Annotated in this window: 19 protein-coding genes and 2 tRNA genes; 5 read left to right on the top strand and 16 right to left on the bottom strand. The window is 69.4% G+C overall.

What is annotated here, in order from left to right; all coding sequences use genetic code 11:
* Positions 1 to 417, top strand: a complete 417-nt coding sequence (locus ACX80W_RS08815; RefSeq protein ID WP_459282371.1) for a DUF485 domain-containing protein — start codon at positions 1 to 3, stop codon at positions 415 to 417.
* A gap of 22 nt (positions 418 to 439) precedes the next feature.
* Positions 440 to 1,906, top strand: coding sequence for a sodium/solute symporter (locus tag ACX80W_RS08810; RefSeq protein WP_459282613.1), 1,467 nt, complete (start codon positions 440 to 442; stop codon positions 1,904 to 1,906).
* 131 nt (positions 1,907 to 2,037) lie between these two features.
* Here ACX80W_RS08810 and ACX80W_RS08805 read toward each other — a convergent pair whose 3' ends face one another.
* The 6 genes from ACX80W_RS08805 to rpsB form a co-directional block, all read right to left on the bottom strand.
* Entirely contained in the window at positions 2,038 to 2,616 is a 579-nt protein-coding gene (locus ACX80W_RS08805) for a DivIVA domain-containing protein (protein WP_459282369.1), read from the bottom strand.
* Positions 2,617 to 2,667: 51 nt separating this feature from the next.
* Positions 2,668 to 3,555: a phosphatidate cytidylyltransferase gene (locus ACX80W_RS08800; RefSeq protein WP_459282611.1), complete on the bottom strand. Its 888-nt coding sequence runs from the start codon at positions 3,553 to 3,555 to the stop codon at positions 2,668 to 2,670.
* Between the two features lie 299 nt (positions 3,556 to 3,854).
* Positions 3,855 to 4,412, bottom strand: a complete 558-nt coding sequence (gene frr / locus ACX80W_RS08795) for a ribosome recycling factor (protein WP_120166711.1) — start codon at positions 4,410 to 4,412, stop codon at positions 3,855 to 3,857.
* A gap of 97 nt (positions 4,413 to 4,509) precedes the next feature.
* Positions 4,510 to 5,250 carry a UMP kinase gene (pyrH, locus tag ACX80W_RS08790; protein WP_459282368.1) on the bottom strand — a complete coding sequence of 247 codons (741 nt, stop codon included), beginning with the start codon at positions 5,248 to 5,250 and terminating at the stop codon, positions 4,510 to 4,512.
* Between the two features lie 134 nt (positions 5,251 to 5,384).
* On the bottom strand, positions 5,385 to 6,221 hold the full coding sequence (tsf, locus tag ACX80W_RS08785; RefSeq protein ID WP_459282366.1) for a translation elongation factor Ts: 837 nt from the start codon (positions 6,219 to 6,221) through the stop codon (positions 5,385 to 5,387).
* Between the two features lie 110 nt (positions 6,222 to 6,331).
* Positions 6,332 to 7,228 carry a 30S ribosomal protein S2 gene (gene rpsB / locus ACX80W_RS08780; RefSeq protein ID WP_459282364.1) on the bottom strand — a complete coding sequence of 299 codons (897 nt, stop codon included), beginning with the start codon at positions 7,226 to 7,228 and terminating at the stop codon, positions 6,332 to 6,334.
* A gap of 1,284 nt (positions 7,229 to 8,512) precedes the next feature.
* Between rpsB and ACX80W_RS08775 the strand changes: the two genes are divergently transcribed.
* Entirely contained in the window at positions 8,513 to 8,905 is a 393-nt protein-coding gene (locus ACX80W_RS08775) for a M23 family metallopeptidase (RefSeq protein ID WP_459282363.1), read from the top strand.
* Positions 8,906 to 8,964: 59 nt separating this feature from the next.
* On the opposite strand, the gene ACX80W_RS08770 is transcribed toward ACX80W_RS08775, so the two are convergent.
* From ACX80W_RS08770 to ACX80W_RS08745, 6 genes are all read right to left on the bottom strand, one after another.
* Positions 8,965 to 10,155 carry an acyl-CoA dehydrogenase family protein gene (locus ACX80W_RS08770; RefSeq protein ID WP_459282361.1) on the bottom strand — a complete coding sequence of 397 codons (1,191 nt, stop codon included), beginning with the start codon at positions 10,153 to 10,155 and terminating at the stop codon, positions 8,965 to 8,967.
* Positions 10,156 to 10,437: 282 nt separating this feature from the next.
* Positions 10,438 to 10,511, bottom strand: a tRNA-Ile gene (locus tag ACX80W_RS08765).
* 233 nt (positions 10,512 to 10,744) lie between these two features.
* Positions 10,745 to 11,944: a glycosyltransferase gene (locus ACX80W_RS08760; protein ID WP_459282359.1), complete on the bottom strand. Its 1,200-nt coding sequence runs from the start codon at positions 11,942 to 11,944 to the stop codon at positions 10,745 to 10,747.
* A 51-nt stretch (positions 11,945 to 11,995) separates the two neighbouring features.
* Complete coding sequence (locus ACX80W_RS08755) at positions 11,996 to 12,871, bottom strand: DMT family transporter (RefSeq protein ID WP_459282357.1); 876 nt, start codon at positions 12,869 to 12,871, stop codon at positions 11,996 to 11,998.
* A gap of 72 nt (positions 12,872 to 12,943) precedes the next feature.
* Complete coding sequence (locus ACX80W_RS08750; RefSeq protein WP_459282355.1) at positions 12,944 to 13,549, bottom strand: CDP-alcohol phosphatidyltransferase family protein; 606 nt, start codon at positions 13,547 to 13,549, stop codon at positions 12,944 to 12,946.
* 93 nt (positions 13,550 to 13,642) lie between these two features.
* Entirely contained in the window at positions 13,643 to 14,458 is an 816-nt protein-coding gene (locus ACX80W_RS08745) for a phage holin family protein (RefSeq protein ID WP_459282354.1), read from the bottom strand.
* A gap of 391 nt (positions 14,459 to 14,849) precedes the next feature.
* Between ACX80W_RS08745 and ACX80W_RS08740 the strand changes: the two genes are divergently transcribed.
* On the top strand, positions 14,850 to 16,073 hold the full coding sequence (locus ACX80W_RS08740; protein ID WP_459282352.1) for a multidrug effflux MFS transporter: 1,224 nt from the start codon (positions 14,850 to 14,852) through the stop codon (positions 16,071 to 16,073).
* Between the two features lie 44 nt (positions 16,074 to 16,117).
* Here ACX80W_RS08740 and ACX80W_RS08735 read toward each other — a convergent pair whose 3' ends face one another.
* Positions 16,118 to 17,605 (bottom strand): SDR family oxidoreductase, encoded by a 1,488-nt coding sequence (locus tag ACX80W_RS08735; protein WP_459282350.1) that lies wholly within the window; start codon positions 17,603 to 17,605, stop codon positions 16,118 to 16,120.
* 50 nt (positions 17,606 to 17,655) lie between these two features.
* A complete protein-coding gene (locus ACX80W_RS08730) occupies positions 17,656 to 18,327 on the bottom strand; it encodes a hemerythrin domain-containing protein (protein WP_459282348.1) in 672 nt (223 codons plus the stop codon).
* Between the two features lie 124 nt (positions 18,328 to 18,451).
* On the opposite strand from ACX80W_RS08730, the gene ACX80W_RS08725 reads away from it, so the two are divergent.
* The gene (locus ACX80W_RS08725; RefSeq protein WP_459282347.1) at positions 18,452 to 19,099 is read left to right on the top strand and encodes a TetR family transcriptional regulator; all 648 of its coding nucleotides are present in this window, start codon (positions 18,452 to 18,454) and stop codon (positions 19,097 to 19,099) included.
* A 128-nt stretch (positions 19,100 to 19,227) separates the two neighbouring features.
* Here the strand turns inward: ACX80W_RS08725 and ACX80W_RS08720 are convergent.
* Both ACX80W_RS08720 and dnaG read right to left on the bottom strand, forming a co-directional pair.
* Positions 19,228 to 19,300, bottom strand: a tRNA-Asn gene (locus tag ACX80W_RS08720).
* Positions 19,301 to 19,355: 55 nt separating this feature from the next.
* Entirely contained in the window at positions 19,356 to 21,416 is a 2,061-nt protein-coding gene (gene dnaG / locus ACX80W_RS08715) for a DNA primase (protein ID WP_459282345.1), read from the bottom strand.
* Positions 21,417 to 21,481 lie beyond the last annotated feature (65 nt).

The following is a 21,481-nucleotide window of genomic DNA, read 5'->3' as shown; positions in this document are numbered from 1 at the left end:
GTGACCACTCCCCCGCCCCACCCGCTGCCCCCTGCCCGGGAGCCGTCCGCCGCCCCCGCCCGGGTGAGGGTGACGGCGCCCCGCACGAGTGCCCGGCCCAGCCCCGGGGCCTACCCGGTGACCCGGGAGATGGCCGAACACTCGGCGGTCGGCGAGGTCTTCGTCGCCTCGCTCATCCGGTCCCAGCTGCGCCTTGCGCTCGTCGTGGCCGGCGGCTTCCTGATCATCCTGACCGGCATCCCGGTCCTGCTCGCGGTGTTTCCCTCGATCCGCGAGGTCACCCTCCTCACCGTCCCGGTCCCCTGGCTGCTGCTCGGGCTCGGGGTCTACCCGCTGTCCATCGCCTGCGCGGCCCTCTACGTGCGCAGCGCCTCCCGCAACGAGAAGCGCTTCCAGGACCTGATCGATGAGGGCTGACGAGCTGGGCGGCGCCTTCGGGCTGAACCCCGCCGTCGGCTACACCGCGCTGCTGCTCGTGGCGCTCACGACGCTCCTCATCGGGGTCTACGGGCTGCGCATCTCGCGGACCACCGGGGATTTCTACGTGGCCTCCCGCACGGTGCGGCCCTGGTGGAACGCCTCGGCCATCGGCGGGGAGTACCTCTCGGCCGCGAGCTTCCTCGGCGTCGCCGGGCTGATCCTCGTCTCCGGGGCCGACGCCCTCTGGTTCCCCATCGGCTACACCGCCGGGTACCTCATGCTGCTGCTGTTCGTGGCGGCGCCCCTGCGCCGATCCGGGGCCTACACGATTCCGGACTTCGCCCAGGCCCGGCTCGAATCCCTTCCGGCCCGCCGGGTCACCAGCCTGCTGGTGATCGTCGTCGGCTGGCTCTACATCGTGCCGCAGCTGCACGGGGCGGCCCTCACCGTGAGCATCACGACGGGGCTGCCGGGCTGGGTGGGTCCGCTCGCCGTCGTGCTCGTGGTGTGCGCGGGGGTGATGGGCGGCGGGATGCGCTCAATCACCTTCGTGCAGGCCTTCCAGTACTGGCTCAAGCTGACGGCACTGGCCGTCCCCGCCGTGTTCATCCTGCTGCGCCTGGGGATGGACGGTGCCCCGGTGACCGCCGGCGGCGCCGCCTTCACGGACGGGCTGAACACCACCGCCGGGGCCTCCTTCTACACCACCGCCTCGCTGGTGGTGGCGCTGCTCTTCGGCACGCTCGGGCTGCCCCACGTGCTCGTGCGCTTCTACACGAACCCGGACGGGGCCTCCGCCCGCCGCACCACGCTGATCGTGCTGGCCCTGCTCTCGGTGTTCTACCTCTTCCCCACCCTCTACGGCATCCTCGGCCGGATCTACACCCCGGACCTGGCGGACTCCGGGACCGCGGACGCTACAGTGCTGATGCTGCCGGGCAGGATCTTCGACGGCGCCGCCGGGGACCTGCTCACGGCATTCGTGACGGCCGGGGCGTTCGCCGCGTTCCTCTCAACCTCGAGCGGCCTCGTCGTGTCGCTGGCCGGCGTGGTCAGCCAGGAGTTCTTCCAGGGCAGCGTGCGCGGGTTCCGCCGGGCCGCCGTCCTGTCGACCCTCGTGCCGCTGGTCCTGGCGCTGATGACGGACTCCATGGCGCTGGCCGGCAGCGTCGGATCGGTGTTCGCCTTCACCGCCTCCACCCTGTGTCCCCTGCTGCTGCTCGGTATCTGGTGGCGCGGGCTGACCGACGCCGGGGCGGTGGCCGGCATGCTCGCCGGGGCGGTGCTGTGCGGCGGGTCGATCCTCGCCGCCGCGCTCCTCGGCCCGGAGGCGGCGGCGTCCTTCGACTGGATGCGGCAGCCTGCCCTGTGGAGCGTTCCGGCCGCGTTCCTCGTCATGATCGCCGTGTCCCGGGCCACCCGGGGCAGACGCCCGGCGGGGACCTCCCGGGTACTGGCGCGGCTGCACACCCCCGAGACGCCCTGAGCCAGGGCTCCTCCCGGGACTCCAGTAGCTCCCGGCCGGCCGGCCGGTCAGTCGTTCGGTCGTTCGGTCGTTCGGTCGGTCGGTCGGTCAGTCTGTCAGTCTGTCAGTCTGTCAGTCTGTCAGTCGGTTTATCAGTCGATCGACGCCATCAGTTCGACGACCCGGTCCAGGAACGCGTCGACCTGGTTCTCCTCGTATCCCGCGGCACCCACGGCTTCCCGGAAGACGGCCCGGCGCACGACGTCGACGCTGAGCGGCAGGTCCTGCTCGAAGTACCGGAGCAGTTGGTCGCAGAGGGCGTCGACGTCCTCGGTGTTGTAGCTCATCGCCTTCTTGGCGGAGGGCCGGCGGAAACGTTCGCCGGGAGGCCGGTGGAGCCGGCCGCGCAGGACCGCCGAGGCGCGCCCGATCTGCATCAGCCAGGCCTCCTCGCCCTTGGCTTCGATCAACTGGTCGCGTTCCCGCTGCGCAAAGGCGTCCTCAAGCCGGTCGAGCGCGGCATCGACGTCCTGCGGCTCGTAACCGCCCCGGGCCGGCTCGAAGACGATTGCGCGCACCTGGGTGCTGGTGATGGCCCCGTCGGCCGAGGTGCCCGAATTGTAGAAGTTGCGGGCCCGGACCAGGAAGCGGTCCACCTGCCGGGTGTTGTAGCCGTAGCTGCGCCTGCCGACGCGCGCGAAAGGTGAGCTGCCCTGGCGAGCATCGTCCATGGTGCCTTTGTCCTTCTGCTGAGACCGAAAGGCTGGCGGAATCCCCGTCCGCTAGATCAGCCCTGGTACCAATGTAGCGGACAGCAGGAACGCCATCGGCGAGGCGAAGACGACCGAGTCGAGCCGGTCCATCACACCCCCGTGACCGGGCAGCAGCGTGCCCATGTCCTTCACGCCGAGTTCGCGCTTGATCATCGATTCGGCGAGGTCCCCGGCGGTGGCGGCGGCGACGATCGCCACCGCGAGGACGAGTCCCACCCAGAACGGCTGGTCGAGCAGGAACACCGAGCACAGCACGCCGATTACCATGGCGCCACCGACCGAGCCGCCGAAGCCCTCCCACGACTTCTTCGGGCTGATCTTCGGCGCCATCGGATGCTTCCCGAACAGCACCCCGATCAGGTAGCCAAAGGTGTCATTGGCCACCACCAGCAGCAGCAGCGTCGCAATGAGCAGGTAGCCTCCCGACACCTGCAGCAGCAGCATGGCGAAGCTGAGCATGAAGGGCACCCACAGGAGGGTGAAGGCGCCGGCCATGACGGCCCGCGGCGCTCCCGGGGCAGGGTCCAGGGACCGCCACAGCAGCAGGGCAAGGAACGAGAAGACCGACGCGAAGGCGAGGCTTTCCGCGCCGCCGAAGTACGCGGCGAAGGGCAGCGCAACGCTCGCGGCGACCGCCGGCACAACGGGCATGCCGATGCGGCGGACCTTCAGGGCGCGCGAGACCTCGAGGACACCGACGACGCCGAGGACCGTCACCAGGGCGACGAAGGCCAGCGGGAAGAAGAAGAGGCCGGCGAGGACCGGGATCATCAGGCCCGCCCCGACACCGATGGCTGCGGGCAGATTCCGGCCGGCGCGCGACGGCGCTCCCGGCTCGCGGGGCGGGCGCGGCGTGCGGCGGAACAGGCGCGGGCCGCGCTTGCGTGCCTCGCGCAGTTCCCTGCGGGTGACCGGGCCGGCCGGCGCCGTCGTTGAGGAAACCGGCGCCCCGGAGCCCTCGGCATGCACCGCGGCGGCGGGTACCGGTTCGGGGGTCACCGCCCCGCCGGCAGCGCTCCGGGCGGAGACCGGGCCGGCATCCGCGAGGCGGGCGGGCTGCGCGGCACCGGCCGTCCCGGCGGCCTGCGCGACGGTTCGGGCAACTGACGGGCGGGGCGCTGTCACTGAGGTGGTGTCCCGGGCGGCGCCGTCACCCAACGGGGCATTGCCGCCCGCTCGGGGCTGAGGAACATGCATCAGACTTCGAGGAGCTCGGCTTCCTTACGCTTGAGCATGTCGTCGATGGTGTCGGTGTGGGACTTCGTCAGGGCGTCGAGTTCCTTCTCGCCGCGCGAGCCCTCGTCCTCCCCTGCGTCGCCGTCCTTGACCGCCTTGTCGAGCCCGTCCTTGGCCTTGCGGCGGATATTCCGCATTGAGATCTTCGCGTCCTCGGCCTTGGTCCGCACCAGCTTGACGTACTCCTTGCGGCGTTCCTGGGTGAGCTCGGGAAGCACCACCCGGATGACATTGCCGTCGTTTGAGGGGTTGGCCCCAAGGTCGGAGTCCCGCAGGGCGCGCTCGATGTCATTGAGCGCGGCCCGGTCGAACGGTGTGATCAGCAGGGTGCGCGCTTCGGGGTTCTGGAAGGAGGCGAGCTGCTGGAGCGGCGTCGGGGCACCGTAGTAGCTGACCATGACCTTGGAGAACATCGCAGGGTTGGCCCGCCCGGTCCGCACAGTCGCGAAATCGACTTTCGCCGCTTCGACGGCCTTGTCCATCTTCTCGGTGGCCTCTAGCAAGATCTCTTCGATCACGGTGTCTCCTTAGCTCTGCGTTCAGTTGCACGGCAACCGGTCCAGTGTTCAATCCTAGTTCACGGGCCGGACGCCGGGGCGCGGATTCCGGGCGGGCCTAGTTGGTGACCCGGGTGCCCAGTTTTTCGCCGCGGATGGCGCGGGTGACGTTGCCCTCGCCCTCCATGCCGAACACGACCATCTCAAGGTCGTTGTCCTTGCACATGGTCATGGCGGTCTGGTCCATCACGCGGATGTCGCGGCGCAGCGCTTCGTCGTAGGAGAGGGTGATCAGCTTCTCGGCGGAGGCGTCCTTGTGCGGATCGGCCGTGTAGACGCCGTCGACACCGCTCTTGGCCATCAGGACCTCATCGGCGTGGACCTCGAGCGCCCGCTGGGCGGCAACGGTGTCGGTGGAGAAGTACGGCAGGCCGGCGCCGGCGCCGAAGATGACCACGCGGCCCTTCTCCAGGTGGCGGATGGCACGCCGCGGGATGTATGCCTCGGCGACCTGGCCCATGGTGATGGCGCTCTGCACGCGCGTCTCGACGCCGGCCTGCTCGAGGAAGTCCTGCAGCGCGAGGCAGTTCATCACCGTGCCGAGCATGCCCATGTAGTCGGCGCGGGAGCGGTCCATCCCGCTCTGGGAGAGCTCCGCGCCGCGGAAGAAGTTGCCGCCGCCGACGACGATCGCCACCTCGACCTCCCCGACGGTCGCCGCGATCTGCTTGGCCACGGCCCGCACGGTCTCCGGATCGACGCCGAGCTTGCCGCCGCCGAACACTTCGCCCGAGAGCTTCAGGAGCACCCGCCGTCGTCCGTTCTTCCCACCAGTGATTGCGGGTTCAAGGTTGTCCATGGTGCCTCCCGAGGCGTAATGCTGTGTGTTCTGCACAATCTGTAAAAGAATACGGTGCGCCGGCCGGGCGCGAGAAAGGGTGGCCACCAGCGGCGGCCACCCTTTCCATTGTTACAGCGATCCGGCGTTGAAGCCTACGCGCCGACGCGGAAGCGGGCGAAGGCCGTGGCCTTCACGCCTGCGTCGCCGAGGACCTGGGCGATCGACTTCTTGGTGTCCTTCGAGAAGGGCTGGTCGACCAGCACGGCGTCCTTGAAGAAGCCGGTCAGGCGGCCTTCGACGATCTTGGTGAGCGCTGCCTCGGGCTTGCCCTCGGCGCGGGCGGTCTCCTCGGCGATGCGGCGCTCCGACTCGACGAGATCCGCGGGGACCTCGTCGCGGGTCAGGTAGGTCGGGGTGTACGCGGCGATGTGGAGCGCGACGTCGTGCGCGGCCTGGACCGCAGCGGCGCCTTCGCCCTCGACGGCGAACAGGACGCCGACCTGCGCGGGGAGGTCCTTGGAGGTGCGGTGAAGGTAGGCGTCGACGACGGCACCTTCAACGCGGGCCACGCGGCGGATGTCGACCTTCTCGCCCAGCAGCGCGCCGGCCTCGATGAGGTGCTCGGACATGGCGCGGCCGTCGACCTCGAAGGCCACGAGGGATTCGACGTCGGTGGCGCCGGAGGCGATGGCGGCGTCGAGGACCTTGTTGGAGAAGTCAATGAAGGGTCCGGCCTTGGCGACGAAGTCGGTTTCGCAGTTGACCTCGACCATAACGCCGACGGTGCCGTCGACGCGTGCGGCGACGAGGCCCTCGGCGGTCGAGCGTCCCTCGCGCTTGGTGGCGCCCTTCAGGCCCTTGATGCGGATGACCTCGAGGGCCTTTTCCGGATCGCCGTTGGCCTCCTCGAGGGCCTTCTTGACGTCCAGCATGCCTGCGCCGGTGCGCTCACGGAGGGCCTTGATATCAGCGACGGTGTAATTCGCCATGGAAAACTCCTAAGTTCTGGTTGATCTACGAAGAGGATCCCTGCCGGCGCTCAGCCGGTGGAACATGCGGAAGGGGCGCGGAATCACCCACACCCCTTACGCAAGAGAAACTACTTGGTGTCTGCTGCGGCGTCCTCGGCGGGAGCTTCCTCAGCGGCAGGAGCTTCGGCGGCGGGGGCCTCGGCAGCAGGAGCTGCCTCAGCGGCGGGAGCCTCGGCGGCGGGAGCCTCGGCGTTGGCCTCGGCGGCACCGAGCAGTTCGCGCTCCCACTCGGCGAGGGGCTCGGCCGCTGCGGCGTCCGTGCCGCTGGCGCGGTTGTTGCGGGCGATGAGGCCCTCGGCAACGGCGTCGGCGACAACGCGGGTCAGCAGGTTGACGGCGCGGATGGCGTCGTCGTTGCCCGGGATCGGGAAGTCGACCTCGTCGGGGTCGCAGTTGGTGTCCAGGATCGCGACGACGGGGATGTTGAGCTTCTTGGCCTCGTCGATGGCGAGGTGTTCCTTCTTGGTGTCGACAACCCAGATGACCGAGGGGGCCTTCGTGAGGTTGCGGATACCGCCGAGGTTGCTCTGGAGCTTGGTGAGCTCACGCTTGAGGAGGAGGAGTTCCTTCTTGGTGTGGCCCGAACCGGCGACGTCGTCGAAGTCGATCTCTTCGAGTTCCTTCATGCGCTCGATGCGCTTGGAAACCGTCTGGAAGTTGGTGAGCATGCCACCGAGCCAGCGCTGGTTGACGTAGGGCTGGCCGACGCGGGTCGCCTGGTCGGCGATCGCTTCCTGGGCCTGCTTCTTGGTGCCGACGAACAGGACGGTTCCGCCGTGGGCGACGGTGGCCTTGACGAACTCGTAGGCGCGGTCGATGTAGGACAGCGACTGCTGCAGGTCAATGATGTAGATGCCGTTGCGCTCGGTGAAGATGAAGCGCTTCATCTTCGGGTTCCAGCGACGGGTCTGGTGGCCGAAGTGGACGCCGCTGTCGAGCAGCTGGCGCATGGTTACAACTGGCATGGGATGCCTTTCGTTTCAGCAGGACATGCGCGCACACGGCGCTTCTCCTGCTTTGTTGACGGTTATTAGCGTTCCGCCCGGGCTGGGCGTTACTCCTGGTGCCTGGTCGTTGTAGGAACCCACTCCCCCAACCGGATCGCTCCGGACCGCTGGGAGAGCATCCCGCACGTCGTCGAGACGAAGGCGGGTCGCAGGCACGCGTAGTCAGCCGGCCGGATTTCTTACGGTTTGGTGGTGTTCCAAGACGCCGGGAAAACGGCAGACTGCTCCGACAAGTGTACTACAGCGGTGTTATGCCTCAGGACGGGCGGAGGGGGGCCCGGAGCGGGTCCCGGAACGGCGCCGGGGCGCGGGGCGCGGCGGTCCGCGTCGGCGCCGACGGAGGAAAGGCGCTGTGGGAGGCCTCCTGCGGTGGCGCACGGCAGAGCGGCCCCGGAGCCCGAAGTCTTCCGCACCGCCCAATGCGCCCGAAAACGACAATCGGACCCGGAATATCGGCCCCGGCTGTCGCTTTCGGGTGCGCCGGTCGCTTTTGGGCGCGTCGGTCACTCCGGCACGGCGTCGGCCGCTATCGGAGGCCTTCCTGCGGTGGTGCACGGCGAAGCGACCTCGGAGCCCGAAAACGACGATCGGACCCGAAATACCGGCCCCGGCGGTCGCATTCGGGTGCGCCGGTCGCATTCGGGTGCGGCTGTCGCTTCGGGGTGCGTCGGCCGCTGCCGGGGTATCGCATCCTAAGAGGCCGACCACCGGACGCGGGGCGGCACCGGGCATCCGACTTTCCACATAGCGCCCCCGGGGAACCACGGCGTCGACGGGCGGCGCATAGTCGAGGTCATGAGGAGGCCAACCGAGTCCGCCGCATGCCGATCGAAGCATTCCCCCGGCATCCAGCATTCCGCAGCGCAATGGGAGGACGCTCCCCCGGTTCCCTCTGCGGGCCGCGCCGTACGTCAGCACCCAGGGAGGGCCAGGGCGGACCGGATTCGCCGAGGGAACCTGCCCGCGACCGGCGAGCGGTCCGTGCGGAGACCCTTGACGGCCCTCCTCCTGGCAGCAACGCTGGCTGCTCCGACAGGCCCGATGGCCCCGCCCGGCCCGGCAAGCCCGGCATGGCCAACCAGTCCGGCAACCCCGCCCGGCCCGGCATGGTCAACCGGTCCGGCAGGCCCGGCAGGTCCGCCCGGCCCGGCATGGCCAACCAGTCCGGCAGGCCCGGAATGGCCGACCAGTCCGGCACCGGGAGAACAGTACGAACCGCCGTGGTCGTGGCCGCTGGCCCCGGTGCCGACGGTCACCCGGCACTTTCTCCCGCCGCCCGAACCGTGGAAGGCGGGCCACCGCGGCGTTGACCTCGCGGTCGGCCCGGGCGGAGACGTCCTCAGCCCCGCCGACGGGATCGTCACCTTCGTGGGGAATGTCGCGGGACGGCCGGTGCTCAGCATCGGCCACGAGGGCGGCCTCGTGAGCAGCTTCGAACCGGTGCGGAGCCCCCTCACCAGGGGTGCGAGGGTGCAGCGGGGCCAGACCGTGGGAACCCTTGCCGGGCCGCCGCATTGCCCCTTCAGTTGCGTCCATTGGGGCGTCCGCCTCGAAGGGAAGTACGTCAACCCGCTCAACTACGTTACGGATCGGCGCCCTTCCGTCCTGCTCCCCCTCCCGCAGGACCCGCAATGACCCCGGAACGCCGAAGGCCCCCGGGACCGGACCGGTCCACGGGGGCCTTCGGGCGGCCGTCAAACGAAGGCGGCGATGCCGGTGATCGAGCGCCCGGCCACGAGCGTGTTGATCTCCTGGGTTCCCTCGTAGGAGTAGATCGCCTCGGCGTCGGAGAAGATCTTGGCCATCTCGTAGTCGGTGACGATGCCGTTGCCACCCAGGATGTTCCGTCCGGCGGCGACGCTTTCGCGCATGCGCGCCGTCGTGAAGGCCTTGGCCAGGGCCGAGTGCTCATCCTTGGCCTGGCCCAGGTCCTCGAGCTGGGAGAGCCGGACCATCATGCCCATGGAGCTCATGGCATTGCCGAGGATCTGCACCAGCTGCTGCTGCACCAGCTGGAAGGACGCGAGCGGCCGGCCGAACTGCTGGCGCTCCACCGCATACCGGCGGGCGACGTCGAACGCGGCCATCTGCTGGCCCACGGCCTGCCAGCCGACGGACAGCCTCGTCACCTTGAGCACCTTGTTGGTGTCGCGGAAACTGTTGGCGCCCTTGAGGTGGAACTCATCGGGGACGACGACGTTGTCGAGGACGATGTCGGCATTCTCCACCGACCGCAGGGCGATCTTGTTCTCGATCTTCGTCGCGGAGTACCCAGGGAGGCTTGTGTCGACCATAAAGCCCTTAACCTGGTTGTCCTCGACGTCGCGGGCGTAGATGACGACCCAGTCGGAAAACGTCGCATTGCCGATCCAGCGCTTGGCTCCGTTGAGGATCCAGTTGGCGCCGTCCCGCCGCGCGGTGGTCCGGGTGCCGCCGGCGACGTCGGAACCGCCGAGGGGTTCGGTGAGCCCGAACGCCCCGATCTTGCGGAAGGCGTAGATGTCCGGCAGCCACTCCTCCTGCTGTTCCTTGGAGGCGAGGGCTTCGATGGAGCCGGTGAACAGGCCGTCATGGACGCCCATGAACGTCGCGATCGAGGTGTCGGCCCTGGTGAACTCGGAGTGGACGATGCCGGCGAAGAGGTTCGAGTAGCCCTGGCGGCGGATGGGGCTCACGACGTCGAGCTCGGCGAGCCGGGGAATGATGCCTCGGGGGAACACGCCCTCGTTCCACCAGGTGACGGCGTTCGGGCGGACCTCGGCGTCCAGCCAGGTCCGGATTTCGGCGAGCCGGGAACGTTCCTTGTCGGTGAGCAGCGCCTCGAAGGCGAGGAAGTCGCCGTCGGCGTAGGGCAGGTTGTTGAGGTCGATCTGGTGCTTGCTCATAGGGGTTCCTTCGCCCTGATCCTCGATGATCAGGAATGTCGGCCGGCCGGTGCTGGGGGCGCACAGGGCGCCCGTCCACCCAAGGTTACCCGTCGGTAACATAGTGCGCCAGTGGGAACCGGTTCCGTGTCCGCTCCGATCAGCTCCGGTCCCGTCCGGACCCTTCCAACCCGGAGGCGGCGGCCATGGCCGCCGGGGTGCCCCCGGGCCCTCCCCGCACGGGCGCGACGCTTTCAAACAGAAGATCCCCGGAACCAGGGGGTTCCGGGGATCTTCTGCGTGTAGGGCTGCTGGGGCTTGAACCCAGGACAAACGGATTATGAGTCCGCTGCTCTAACCAGCTGAGCTACAGCCCCAAGTGCGGGGCACCGACGGCGCCCGGTGGCCGCCACGCCGGCGGCACGGTTCATTGTATCCGCTCGGCCGGAGCCTCCCGCCGACCCCGGACGCACCGCACGGGCCGCACTCCCGGACGCACCGCAGGGGCAGCCCTTCGCACGCGGCGGGCCGGGCACAGGCCGGACCTTCGGACGCGGCGGAGCGGGCACGAACCGGCGCGGGCCGGACCCTGCCGGGAGCGAAACCGGGACTACGCGGGCTCGACGTCCACGCTGAGGCCGTTGTAGAGCCGCTCGAAGGTCTCCAGGGTCGCATCGATGCTGTGCTTCTCCACGAGGGAACGGCTCGCCTTGCCCATGCGCTCCCGGTCGGCCTCGGGGAGCAGGACCAGTTCGGTGATGCGCCGTCCCAGTTCGTCGCTGTCGTGCGGGGTGAAGAGGTAGCCGTTCTCGCCGTCGGCCACGAGGTGCGGCAGCGCCATCGCGTTGGCCAGCAGCACCGGGGTCGACGCCGACATGGCCTCGAGGGTGACCAGCGACTGCAGCTCGGCCGTGCCGGGCTGGCAGAAGATGTCAGCCCGGAGGTAGGCGAGGCGGAGCTCCTCGTCGCTGACCAGGCCGAGGAACTTCACCCGGTTGGCGATCCCCAGGCGCGCCGCCTGGGCCTGCAGCGCCCGCTTCACCTCGCCGCCGCCGATGACCTCGAGGTGGACGTTCAGTTCGGCGGGGGTCTTCGCGACGGCGTCGATCAGCACGTCCACGTGCTTCTCCTCGGCCAGGCGCCCGACGAAGAGCACCGTCGGGTGTTCCCGGGCCGGCAGCTGCTCGCCGGGGCGCGGTTCGTAGGCCGCGGCGTCGATGCCGTTCGAGATGGGCAGCACCTGGCGCAGGAAGGCGTGCTCGTGCATCGCCTTGGCCGCCAGCGGGGTCGGCGTGGTGACGGCGTCGGCCTTGCCCATCACGCGGCCCATGTCGCGCCAGGAGTTCTTGGCGACGATGCGCTTGAACCACTCGGGGAAGGGCAGGAACGGGTTGAGGTTTTCGGGCATGAAGTGGTTGGTGGCGACCACCCGGATGCCGCGCTTCACCGCTTCGTACAGCGTGTACTCCCCGACCATGTAGTGGCACTGGATGTGCACGACGTCGGGCTGGATGCGGTCGAAGAGCATGCTGATGTCCCGCTTGATCTCCCACGGGAGGCAGATGCGCCAGTACTCGTGGGTGGGGACGCTGTGCGACTTCAGGCGGTGCACGGTCCACGCCCCGTCCGGCTCCTCGGTGTAGCTGCGGCCGTTGGCCGGGTTCGGCGCCAGCACGTGCACCGCGTGGCCGCGGGCGGCCATCCCCTTGGCCAGCCGGTAGCCGAACTGCGCCGCGCCGTTGACGTTCGGCGGATAGGTGTCTGCGGCAATCAGGACGGTCAGTGGCTTGGTGCCAGCCGGATAACTCACTGTGGATCCCCCAGGTAGGTGTATCGGAAGCGGCAGATCGTGCCGTCGTCGTCAGCGCCGCCGCCTTACAACATCAGGATGATGGCGCGACAACGCAACCACTCCAACGATAGCAATCAATGCGGCCCCCGCCATTCCAATGGCCGTCACCGTGGGAACGTCTGGTTTCAGCTCCCCCAAAATGGTAATGCCGACGGCGATTCCCACGATCGGGTCGATGACCGTCAGGCCTGCGATCACGAGGTCCGGCGGCCCGGTGGCGTAGGCGCTCTGCACGAACCAGGACCCGAGCAGGGCCGCCGCGACCAGGGCGGCGAGGCTGTACCAGGGCACGTTCAGCAGGAACCGTCCGTTTGGGTCAAGCAGGTGGGTGGCGATGATCTTGGTCAGCACTGCGACGAAGCCGAAGAGGACCCCTGCGCCGAGGATGTAGGCGAAGGCGTTGAGCCGCCGCCGGGCGGCGAGGCCGAGCGATCCGAAGACGGTGACGGCGAGGACGAGCAGGAGCACCGCCGACAGTTCCTGGCCCACGCCGACCCGGTGGTCCACCCGGGTGACGTTCACCGCGAGCAGCACGAACAGGGCGCTGCCGGTGACGCAGGCGGTGATGGCGGCGACCGTGGCCCGGTTGAGCCGGATGCCCTGGTCCTTCGAATTGATCACCGTGGTGATCACGAGGGCGATGGCTCCGATGGGCTGGACGACGGTAAGGGTCGCCAGGGCCAGGGCGACGACGTTCATCGCCATGCCGGCCACCAGCAGTGCGAGCCCGAGGACCCACCGGGGGCTGCGGATCAGGCGCAGAACGGCGGAGGAGCCGAGCGCCAGCCCTCCGGTGTTCGCCCGGACGGCGCTGCCCTGCCGCTGCGCGCCGAGGGCGAGGCAGGCGGCCCCCAGCAGGGCCAGGACGATGGCGAGGAGCGTCATGGGCGCTCCGGTCGCCGCCGCGGCGCGGGGCCTCCGCGGGACCTGCGTCCGCGAAGGGTCGGCCGCGGCGGATCAGCCCTCACGCGCCGTCTCTGCCGCCGGCTGGGGCAGGTGATGTCCGGCCGCCAGCTCGGCGCGGTGGAGGCGGTGCGCCGCCGTGAAGTATCCGTAGAAGGCGATCAGGTGGCCGACGCATCCGGCGATGAGGAGCACATGGGCCGTCACCAGGATCGACGGATCGCCATAGCCCGGCACGCGGTGCAGCAGCAGCAGCGGCGATCCGAGCAGCAGCAGGGCCGTGCGGATCTTCCCGACGACGCTGACCCGGAGCCGAAGCCGGTTCCCGAAGAGGATCAGGGCGTTGGCGATCAGGATGGCATCGGGGATGACGATCGACCAGACAAGCCACGCCGGGGCGACGCCGTCGACGACGAAGGTGACGGCTACGATGATGAGTGCCGTGCGGTCGGCGACGGGGTCAAGCCACTGCCCCACCGAGGACACCTGGTTGAGGCGCCGGGCGATGTATCCGTCGACCCAGTCGGTCGAGCCCAGGAGCACCAGAGTGAGGACCGCCGGGCCGTACTGGTTGGTGACGATGAACCAGACGAACAGCGGCACCCCGAGGAACCGCACCAGGGTGACGGCGTTGGGCAGGGTCCACGGGGTTGCCAGCACTGGGCCTTCTCCCCCGGGACGCGCGCCGGCGCCAATAAGTCGAATCACTAAGTGCCTCCCCTGCCATTATGCAGGCAGGTGCGGGGCAATCCGCTATTTGGCAACCAGGCGGCGCACCAGCACGGCCAGCGTCACGAGCGAGGCCGCCATGACGCTCAGCGGCTGCCAGCGGTCCTTGAGCTCGATGGTGTGCGGAACGGGCTTCTCGACGGCGGTCGCGGCGACCGGGGTGCCCTTCCGGCCGGCCCGGTCGGCACGGGCCCGCGCGGCGCGCGCCTTGGCCTTCGCACGGGTCTCGGCGACGCGGCCCTTGACGTCGAGGCGGGTCCCCAGCGAATCCCGGGCCTCCGCCAGGTGGATCCGGCGTTCCCCGGAGCGTCCGCGCAGTTCCTGGTACGACGGAGTGGGCGCCTTGGGCTTGCGCTCCTTGGCCTTGTCTGCGTCCTCCTGCTCGTCCTTGGGCTTCTTGACGTCGAGCGTTGCCGGGTCGAAGCTCCGGCCCTCCCGCAGGACGCCGATGTCGTACCGGACGCCGCGGATGGCGTCCTCGGGCAGCAGGGGCAGGGCCTTCTTGAAGCGCGAGACGCCGATCAGGCCGATGATCGCGGCGAGCACGAGGAACAGCGCGGCGACCAGCAGTGCGGCGAGCCAGGGCGGCATGATCGTGGCAAGGCCCAGAATGCCCGCGACGAGCAGGGAGATCGCGAAGGCGGCGATGAACACCGCAGCGACGGCGAGGAACGCGGCCGCGACGCCGGCTTTCATTCCCTTCTGCTTCATCTGCTCCAGGGCCAGCGAGTATTCGTCGCTGAGCTGGCGCGGGGTGAGCCGCGCGAAGAGCCGAAGAATTCCAAAGAGGGAAAGCGAGCCGGTTGACCGCTTGCCGCGTGTACTAGCCGAGCTGCTCATACGCCCTGCCTCCATTCGTGATTCTGCTGCTTGAGAGATGCTGACCCTAAAATTACCACCGGTGGCAGGAGGGTCATCCGTAAATTGTTTCCTCTGCGTACCTGTGGACGGGGCCCGCTCCGGCTGAAGCGGTCCACCGCCGCATTCCCAACACACTACGTCAGTGCGAAGCCTGCTTAGCACCCATTTCCCCGGGAGACGTTCTAAGATATCCCTGACACTGGTTCGTTTCAGCAACTAAACGGCGGCCGGATGCGGCCGCGACGGGCGGCCCACGTCATGAAACGGTGCAGCGCGGCGCCACCCTACCGTTCGGGGCCCCGGTGGAATAGCGTTGCTGACGACCGGGGCCGCCCGACCCAGCCGACCCACAAATCCCGATAGGCAGCTCTTGACTACCCCGATTTCCCCCGGTGACACCCTCTCCCGCAGGGAGAAACTCGTCTACGTCGGCATCCTCGGCGCCCTGACGGCCCTCGGACCGTTCACCATCGACCTCTACCTTCCGGCCTTCCCCTCCCTGCAGCGGCAATTCAACGTGACCGAAGCGGCCGTCCAGCTGACGCTCACGGGCACGATCATCGGCCTGGCGGTGGGCCAGCTGATCGTCGGCCCGCTCAGCGACAAGGTCGGCCGGCGGGTGCCGCTGATCCTTGCCACCTCCCTCCATGTCGGAGCGTCGATCGGCGTCGCCTTCTCCACCGACATCAGCATGCTCATGTTCTTCCGCGTCCTGCAGGGGGTCGGCGCCGCGGGCGGCGGCGTCGTCGCGCAGGCCACCGTGCGTGACCTGTTCAGCGGGTACGCGCTGGTGCGGATGTTCTCCTACCTGGCCCTCGTCAACGGCATGGCGCCGATCTTCGCCCCGGTGATCGGCTCCCAGCTGCTCCTGGTCGTTGACTGGCCGGGGATCTTCTGGTTCCTTGCCGTCTACGGGATCCTCGTGATCATCGCGGTATCGATCTTCATCATGGAGACGCTGCCGCGGGAGCGCCGCAGGAGCTCCGGCGCGACCGCCCTCCAGCGCTACCGCGCCGTCCTCACCGACAGGATCTTCCTCGGCGTGCTGCTGGTCGGCGGCATGAACTTCTCGGGGCTGTTTTCCTACCTCTCGGCGTCCCCGTTCCTCTTCCAAAACCTGTACGGGCTCAACGAGCAGGAGTACGGCCTGCTCTTCGGGGTCAACTCCCTTGGCATCGTCGCCGGGGTCCAGATCAGCTCCCGCGTGCTGCGGCGGGTGGGACCGCAGTGGGTGATCGCCGCAGCCACCGTCGTCATGCTCGTGATGTCGCTGCTGATCGTCGCCTTCGACCAGCTCGGCCTGGGCCTGTGGGGAACCGCCGTCCCGTTGTGGTTCTACATCATGGCCGCGGGCTTCGTCTTCCCCTGCGTCCAGGTGCTGGCCCTGTTCAACCACGGCGCGCAGGCGGGCACCGCCGCGTCGATCCTGGGGGCCGTGACCTTCGGCCTGGCCGGAGCCGTTTCGCCGATCGTGGGCATTCTCGGCATCGACAGCGCCACCCCCATGGCGGGGGTCATGGCCGCGTGCATCGCGCTTGCCATCGTGGCCCTGTGGACGGTCGTGCGGCCGCGCAGCGTTCCCGCCCTGGCCTGACCACCCCCGGGCCCCCGCGGGCGGCCAGGCTTCCCGGTGCGTCCTCAGCCCGCGGTGCGTGCCGCCTGGGCCTCGGCGGCGCGGGCGATATTGCGGGCCATGGGCTTGAAGATGAAGTTGTGGAAGGGCAGCACCGCGAGCCAGTAGAGGCGTCCCGAGAGACCGCGGGGGAAGAACACGGCGCGCTGGCGGTAGGTGCTTCCCGTGCCGTCCGGCTCCACGCTCAGTTCGAGCCAGGCCCGGCCCGGCACCTTCATTTCGGCCCGCAGGCGGAGCCGCTCCCCCCGGACCAGTTCCTCGACCCGCCAGAAGTCGAGCGCCTCGCCGGTCAGGAGCTCGTCGGCGTCCCGGCGTCCGCGGCGGAGGCCCACCCCGCCGACGAGCTTGTCCATCCAGCCCCGCGCGGCCCAGGCGACGGGCCAGGAGTACCACCCGTTTTCGCCGCCGATCCCCTCGACGACATTCCACAGCGCGGCCGCCGGGGCCGAGGAGCGGTAGGTCTGCAGGTCCGTGAACACCGTGTGGCCGGCCCACTGCGGGTCGGACGGCAGCGGATCGGCCACGGCGTCGGAGCTCGACGCGCCCGCCCAGCTCGTTTCGACCTCGCCGCCGCGCATCCTGCCCAGCGCGAGGTCGACGGCCGTCCGGTAGCCCGTCAGGCCGCCCGCGGGCAGGGGGATGAATTCGTCGATGTCGTGTTCGGCGGTGATGGCGTCGTGCTGCAGCGATTCGATCAGCGGCATGGCCATCACCCGCGGGATCGGCGTCACGAAATTCACCCAGTGCCCGGCGAGCCGCGGGGTGAGCACCGGCAGGGCCAGGATGGTCCGGCGCGGCAGGCCGGCCGCCTCCGCGTACTGGTTCATCATTTCGGCGTAGGTCAGCACCTCGCGTGAGCCGATGTCGAACGGGCGGTTGATGCCCTCGGGAAGATTCAGTGCCCCGATGAGGTAGGCGATGACGTCCCGGACGGCGATGGGCTCGATCCGGTTCAGCACCCACTTGGGCGCCGGCATCACCGGCAGGACGTCGGCGAGGTGGCGGATCATCTCGAACGAGGCCGAGCCGGAGCCGATGACGACCCCCGCCTGGAAGGCGATCGTCGGGGTGCCCGACTCGAGCAGGATGCGCCCGACCTCGGAGCGCGACCGCATGTGCGTCGAGAGGGCCACGCCCTCGGGGTGCAGCCCGCCGAGGTAGATGATGCGCCCCACCCCGGCGGACGTCGCCGCGGAGGCGACGGTGGCGGCAATGGAGGACTCGCGGCGTTCGAAGCCCCGGCCCGAGCCCATTGAGTGAACCAGGTAGTAGAGGGCCCTGACGCCCGCGCAGGCGGCCTTCATGGTCTCGGGGTCCTGGAGGTCGCCCTGGACGATGTCGACGCGGTCCGCCCAGGGGACGTCCTTGAGCTTTTCGGGCGTGCGCACGACCACCCGGACCGTGTGGCCCTCGTTCAGGAGGCGGGAGACGAGCCGTCCGCCGATGTAGCCGGTGGCGCCCGTGACGAGGATGACACTGCCTTCGCTGTTCATGGCTCAACCCTACGCCCGGCCCGCCCTTCCACCGCAGGGTCGAATCCGGATCAGGCCCGGATGGCGCTGACGTACCTGCCGTACATTCGGATGCCGACCAGCTTCCACAGCAGGCGGGCGGGAGCGGGAAGTTCGTTCAGGAACCACGCCCGCTCGCGGTCGTCCGCGCTTTCAAGGACCATTCCGGCCAGCATCAGGCGGGAGCGGAGGTCCTTGGGCATGTTCGCCGCCGCGTCCTTCACCGGCGCATCCCATTCGGCCACCGTCAGGTTTTCGTGGATCAGCGGCAGCACGCTCTCCTCCTCGGCATCCAGGTGCTCCCCCAGGGCGGCATCGAGGCGGGTGAGGAGGGGGACGATGCGGTCGCGGTTTCCGGCCAACGCCTCCGTGCGCCAGTGCGCCAATTCGGCTTCGAGGGAGGCAATGAGGTCGGCCACCACGGTGTGCTGGGCCTCCATCGCCTCCACCAGGCCCTGCTCGAGGGGGACCCGCTGCTCGAGGACCGGCCAGAGCAGGCGGTCCTCGCTCTCGTGGTGCTCATGGAGGAACCGCAGGGTGAGCCGGGCGTGGTCGGCGACGACGCCGGCGCGGTGCGTGTCGCGGTCCGGCACCCTCCCGACGATTCCGGGGAGCAGGGCGAACTCGCGGCGCAGCGCCTTGTGGATGACGACCATCTGCTGCGTTTCCGGTTTGTTCGTTGGGGCCGAGGGATCGATCTGCATGAGAGCTCCTTGGGGAAGGGATGGGAAGCCCCGGGATCCATGGCTGCCTGCTCCGTGGAAGGGTCCGCACGGTCAATTGGGGTTACATTGATTCTATCGAATACGTGGGAGGTAGGGTGCTTTTGTGAGCGATCTCCCAGCCCCCTCGGAGCCCGGCAGGAGCGGCAAGCGCTCCTACACCTCCCCTTCGCGGGAGCGGGCCGCCGCCGAAACGAGGGCGGCCATCCTGCGGCAGGCCTCGGTGCTGTTCGCGGAACGCGGGTACGCCCGGGTCACGGTGGCCGACATCGCCGCGGCGGCAGGGGTCGCGGCGAAGACGGTCTACGCCAGCGTCGGCGCCAAGGCGGCAATCCTCGATGAAGTCGTCGACCGGGCCGTGGCCGAATCGCCCGGCACCGCGACGGTCGAGGTTGTGCTCGGACTCCGGGACCTCGAAGGCGTCCTGCGCGAAGTCTCCCGTGGCACCCGAAGGGGCAACGAGACCCAGGCCGTACCCCTCGAAGCGGTCTACAAGGCGCTTCCGGTCCACGAGGAGGGTGAGGCCCTGTGGCGGCGCACGACCGCCTCCTACTTCGAGCTGCTGACCCAGGTGGCGGAGCACCTGCACTCGATCGGAGCGCTGCGTCCCGGGCTTTCCACCGGGGAGGCCGCCGACCTCCTGTGGCTGTGGTTCGGGCCTGCGGCGTGGCGCACCCTGGTCATCGAGCGCCGGTGGAGCTGGGACCGGGCCGAGGCGGCGCTGTACCGCTCCGCGCTTGCCTCCCTGCGGTAGCCGGACACCGCCGCCCACCGGGCCGGGCACTTGCGGGTGCTCCGGTGCGACCCCGGGGAGCTCCGTCGACAAGCAGCCAATGAAAAAGGGCCGTTGACGGGGATAAATCCCGTCAACGGCCCTCGTTGCTCCTCCGACTGGACTTGAACCAGTAACCCTTCGATTAACAGTCGAATGCTCTGCCAATTGAGCTACGGAGGAAAGCGGCAGATACAACTTTACATACGAAACCGGGTGAAGTGAAATTGGCGCCGGATCAGTCGGGCCGCAGCTGCCGGCGCTGCATCTCGAGGTCCATCAACTCGCGCTGGAGCTGGTTGTACAGGGCCGGGTCGGAGGCCGGGTCCATGCGCTGCAGCTGACCGAGTTTCTCGGCCTTCTGCTGGGTGATCCGCAGTTCGGTCAACCGGTTCAGGATGTCGCGGCAGTACACGGCCATCGCGTCGGCGTCCTTGGCCGGCAGCGGACGCACCGCAAGTTCACTCACCAGCGGGCGCAGCACATCGGGCACCTCGCGGCGCACCCGTTCGACCCACTGGGCCGCATCGGTGCCCGCGGCCCCGGCGGCGAGGACGGCGGTGTGCAGCGCCGCGTACACGGGTACCGAGAACGGCGCGGTGCCGAACCGTTCCCACTGGGTGGCGTCGAGGAGCCCGGGCTGCTGCAGCACCACCTCGAGGGCCTCGCGCTCCATCCGCGCCAGCGGATCGCGTGGATCCGGCCGGGAGAACTGCGGCTGGTCCAAAACTCCCTCCGCGGGTCCGTCGGAGCCCGCGGGGGCGAAACCGGCCGTGCCCGCTCCCCCGGCGCCCGGAGCGCCTCCGCCGGGAGCCGGCCCGCCCGGGCCGCCGTAACCGGCCCGGTCCGCGCCGGCGCGGCCGGAGGGGCCCGCACCGGCCTGGCCGGGGCGGGCGGACCCGCCGTAGCCGGATGGCGCCGGGGAGGTTCCGCCGGCCGCCGGCGCCGCGCCCTCCCGGCGCGCCGCAGCGGCCACCGCCCGGCCCACCTGGTCCTCCCCCACGAACTGCATGCCCAGCCAGCGCGAGAGCTCCCGGGTGTAGGTCGAACGCAGGGACACGTCGCGGATCCGCGCCACGATGGGCGCCGCGTGGCGCAGCGCCTTGACCTGGCCCTCGCCGGTGGTCAGGTCGAAGTTCGCAAAGGATGCCTTGATGGCGAATTCGAAAAGGGGCCGGCGGTCGGCGATGAGGCTCCGGACCGCCTCGTCGCCGCGGGTCTGACGCAGGTCGCACGGATCGGCGCCCGAGGGCTCGACGGCGACGTAGGTCTGCGCGATGAACCGCTGGTCCTCCTCGAAGGCCCGCAGGGCCGCCTTCTGGCCTGCGGCATCGCCGTCGAAGGTGAAGACCACCTCGCCGCCCGTCCCGTCGTCGGAGAGCAGCCGGCGGGCGATCTTGATGTGGTCGGCCCCGAACGCCGTGCCGCAGGTTGCGACGGCGGTGCCCACCCCGGCGAGGTGGCATGCCATCACGTCGGTGTACCCCTCGACGACGACAAGCTGGCGGGTCCTGGCGATGTCCTTCTTGGCGAGGTCGATGCCGTAGAGCACCGATGACTTCTTGTAGAGGGAGGTCTCGGGGGTGTTCAGGTACTTCGGCCCCTGGTCCTCCTCGTACAGCTTCCGGGCCCCGAACCCGACGGTGTCGCCGGTGATGTCGCGGATGGGCCAGATGAGCCGGCCGCGGAACCGGTCGTAGAGGCGGGAGGCGTTCGTCGAGGAGACGCTGAACATGCCGGTGAGCTTCAGCTCATCGAAGGTGAAGCCGCGCCCGGTGAGGTGGTTCAGCAGCCCGTCCCAGCCCTGGGGTGCGTAGCCGACCCCGAAGTGGGCTGCGGCGTCCCGGTCGAAGCCGCGTTCCTGGAGGAACTGCCGGCCCGCCGCCGCCCCCGGGGTCAGCAGCTGGTCCCGGTAGAACTCGGCGGCGATCTTGTGCGCGTCGAGGAGGCGCTGGCGCCGGCCGACGTCCTCCCGGCGGGGCCCGGTGCCGCCGTCCTCGTAGCGGAGCTCGAGGCCCAGGCGCGCGGCGAGTTTCTCCACCGTCTCGGTGAACGAGGTGTGGTCGAGCTTCTGGAGGAAGGAGATGACGTCGCCGCCCTCGCCGCAGCCGAAGCAGTGGTAGGACCCCAGCTGGGGGCGCACGTGGAAGGACGGCGAGCGTTCGTCATGGAAGGGGCACAGCCCCTTGTAGGAGCCCACGCCGGCCGACTTGAGCGTCACGTAGCCGTCGACGATCTCCTTGATATCGGTGCGCTGGCGTACCTCATCGATGTCTTCACGCTTGATGAGTCCGGCCATGACAACAGTTTAGGCCCCGCCACTGACAGCTTAGGCTGCGCCACCGACAGCGCGCCGCCGGCGCC

The organism is Arthrobacter melezitosi (genome assembly GCF_054511055.1).
This window is presented reverse-complemented; position numbering and strand designations above follow the sequence as displayed.

Bases quoted from the DNA above. Each gene is read 5' to 3' on its own strand.
- ACX80W_RS08805 (WP_459282369.1), bottom strand. From the start codon at position 2,616: ATGGACGATGCTCGCCAGGGCAGCTCACCTTTCGCGCGCGTCGGCAGG.
- pyrH (WP_459282368.1), bottom strand. From the start codon at position 5,250: ATGGACAACCTTGAACCCGCAATCACTGGTGGGAAGAACGGACGACGG.
- tsf (WP_459282366.1), bottom strand. From the start codon at position 6,221: ATGGCGAATTACACCGTCGCTGATATCAAGGCCCTCCGTGAGCGCACC.
- rpsB (WP_459282364.1), bottom strand. From the start codon at position 7,228: ATGCCAGTTGTAACCATGCGCCAGCTGCTCGACAGCGGCGTCCACTTC.
- ACX80W_RS08770 (WP_459282361.1), bottom strand. From the start codon at position 10,155: ATGAGCAAGCACCAGATCGACCTCAACAACCTGCCCTACGCCGACGGC.
- ACX80W_RS08755 (WP_459282357.1), bottom strand. From the start codon at position 12,871: ATGACGCTCCTCGCCATCGTCCTGGCCCTGCTGGGGGCCGCCTGCCTC.
- ACX80W_RS08745 (WP_459282354.1), bottom strand. From the start codon at position 14,458: ATGAGCAGCTCGGCTAGTACACGCGGCAAGCGGTCAACCGGCTCGCTT.
- ACX80W_RS08735 (WP_459282350.1), bottom strand. From the start codon at position 17,605: ATGAACAGCGAAGGCAGTGTCATCCTCGTCACGGGCGCCACCGGCTAC.
- ACX80W_RS08730 (WP_459282348.1), bottom strand. From the start codon at position 18,327: ATGCAGATCGATCCCTCGGCCCCAACGAACAAACCGGAAACGCAGCAG.
- dnaG (WP_459282345.1), bottom strand. From the start codon at position 21,416: ATGGCCGGACTCATCAAGCGTGAAGACATCGATGAGGTACGCCAGCGC.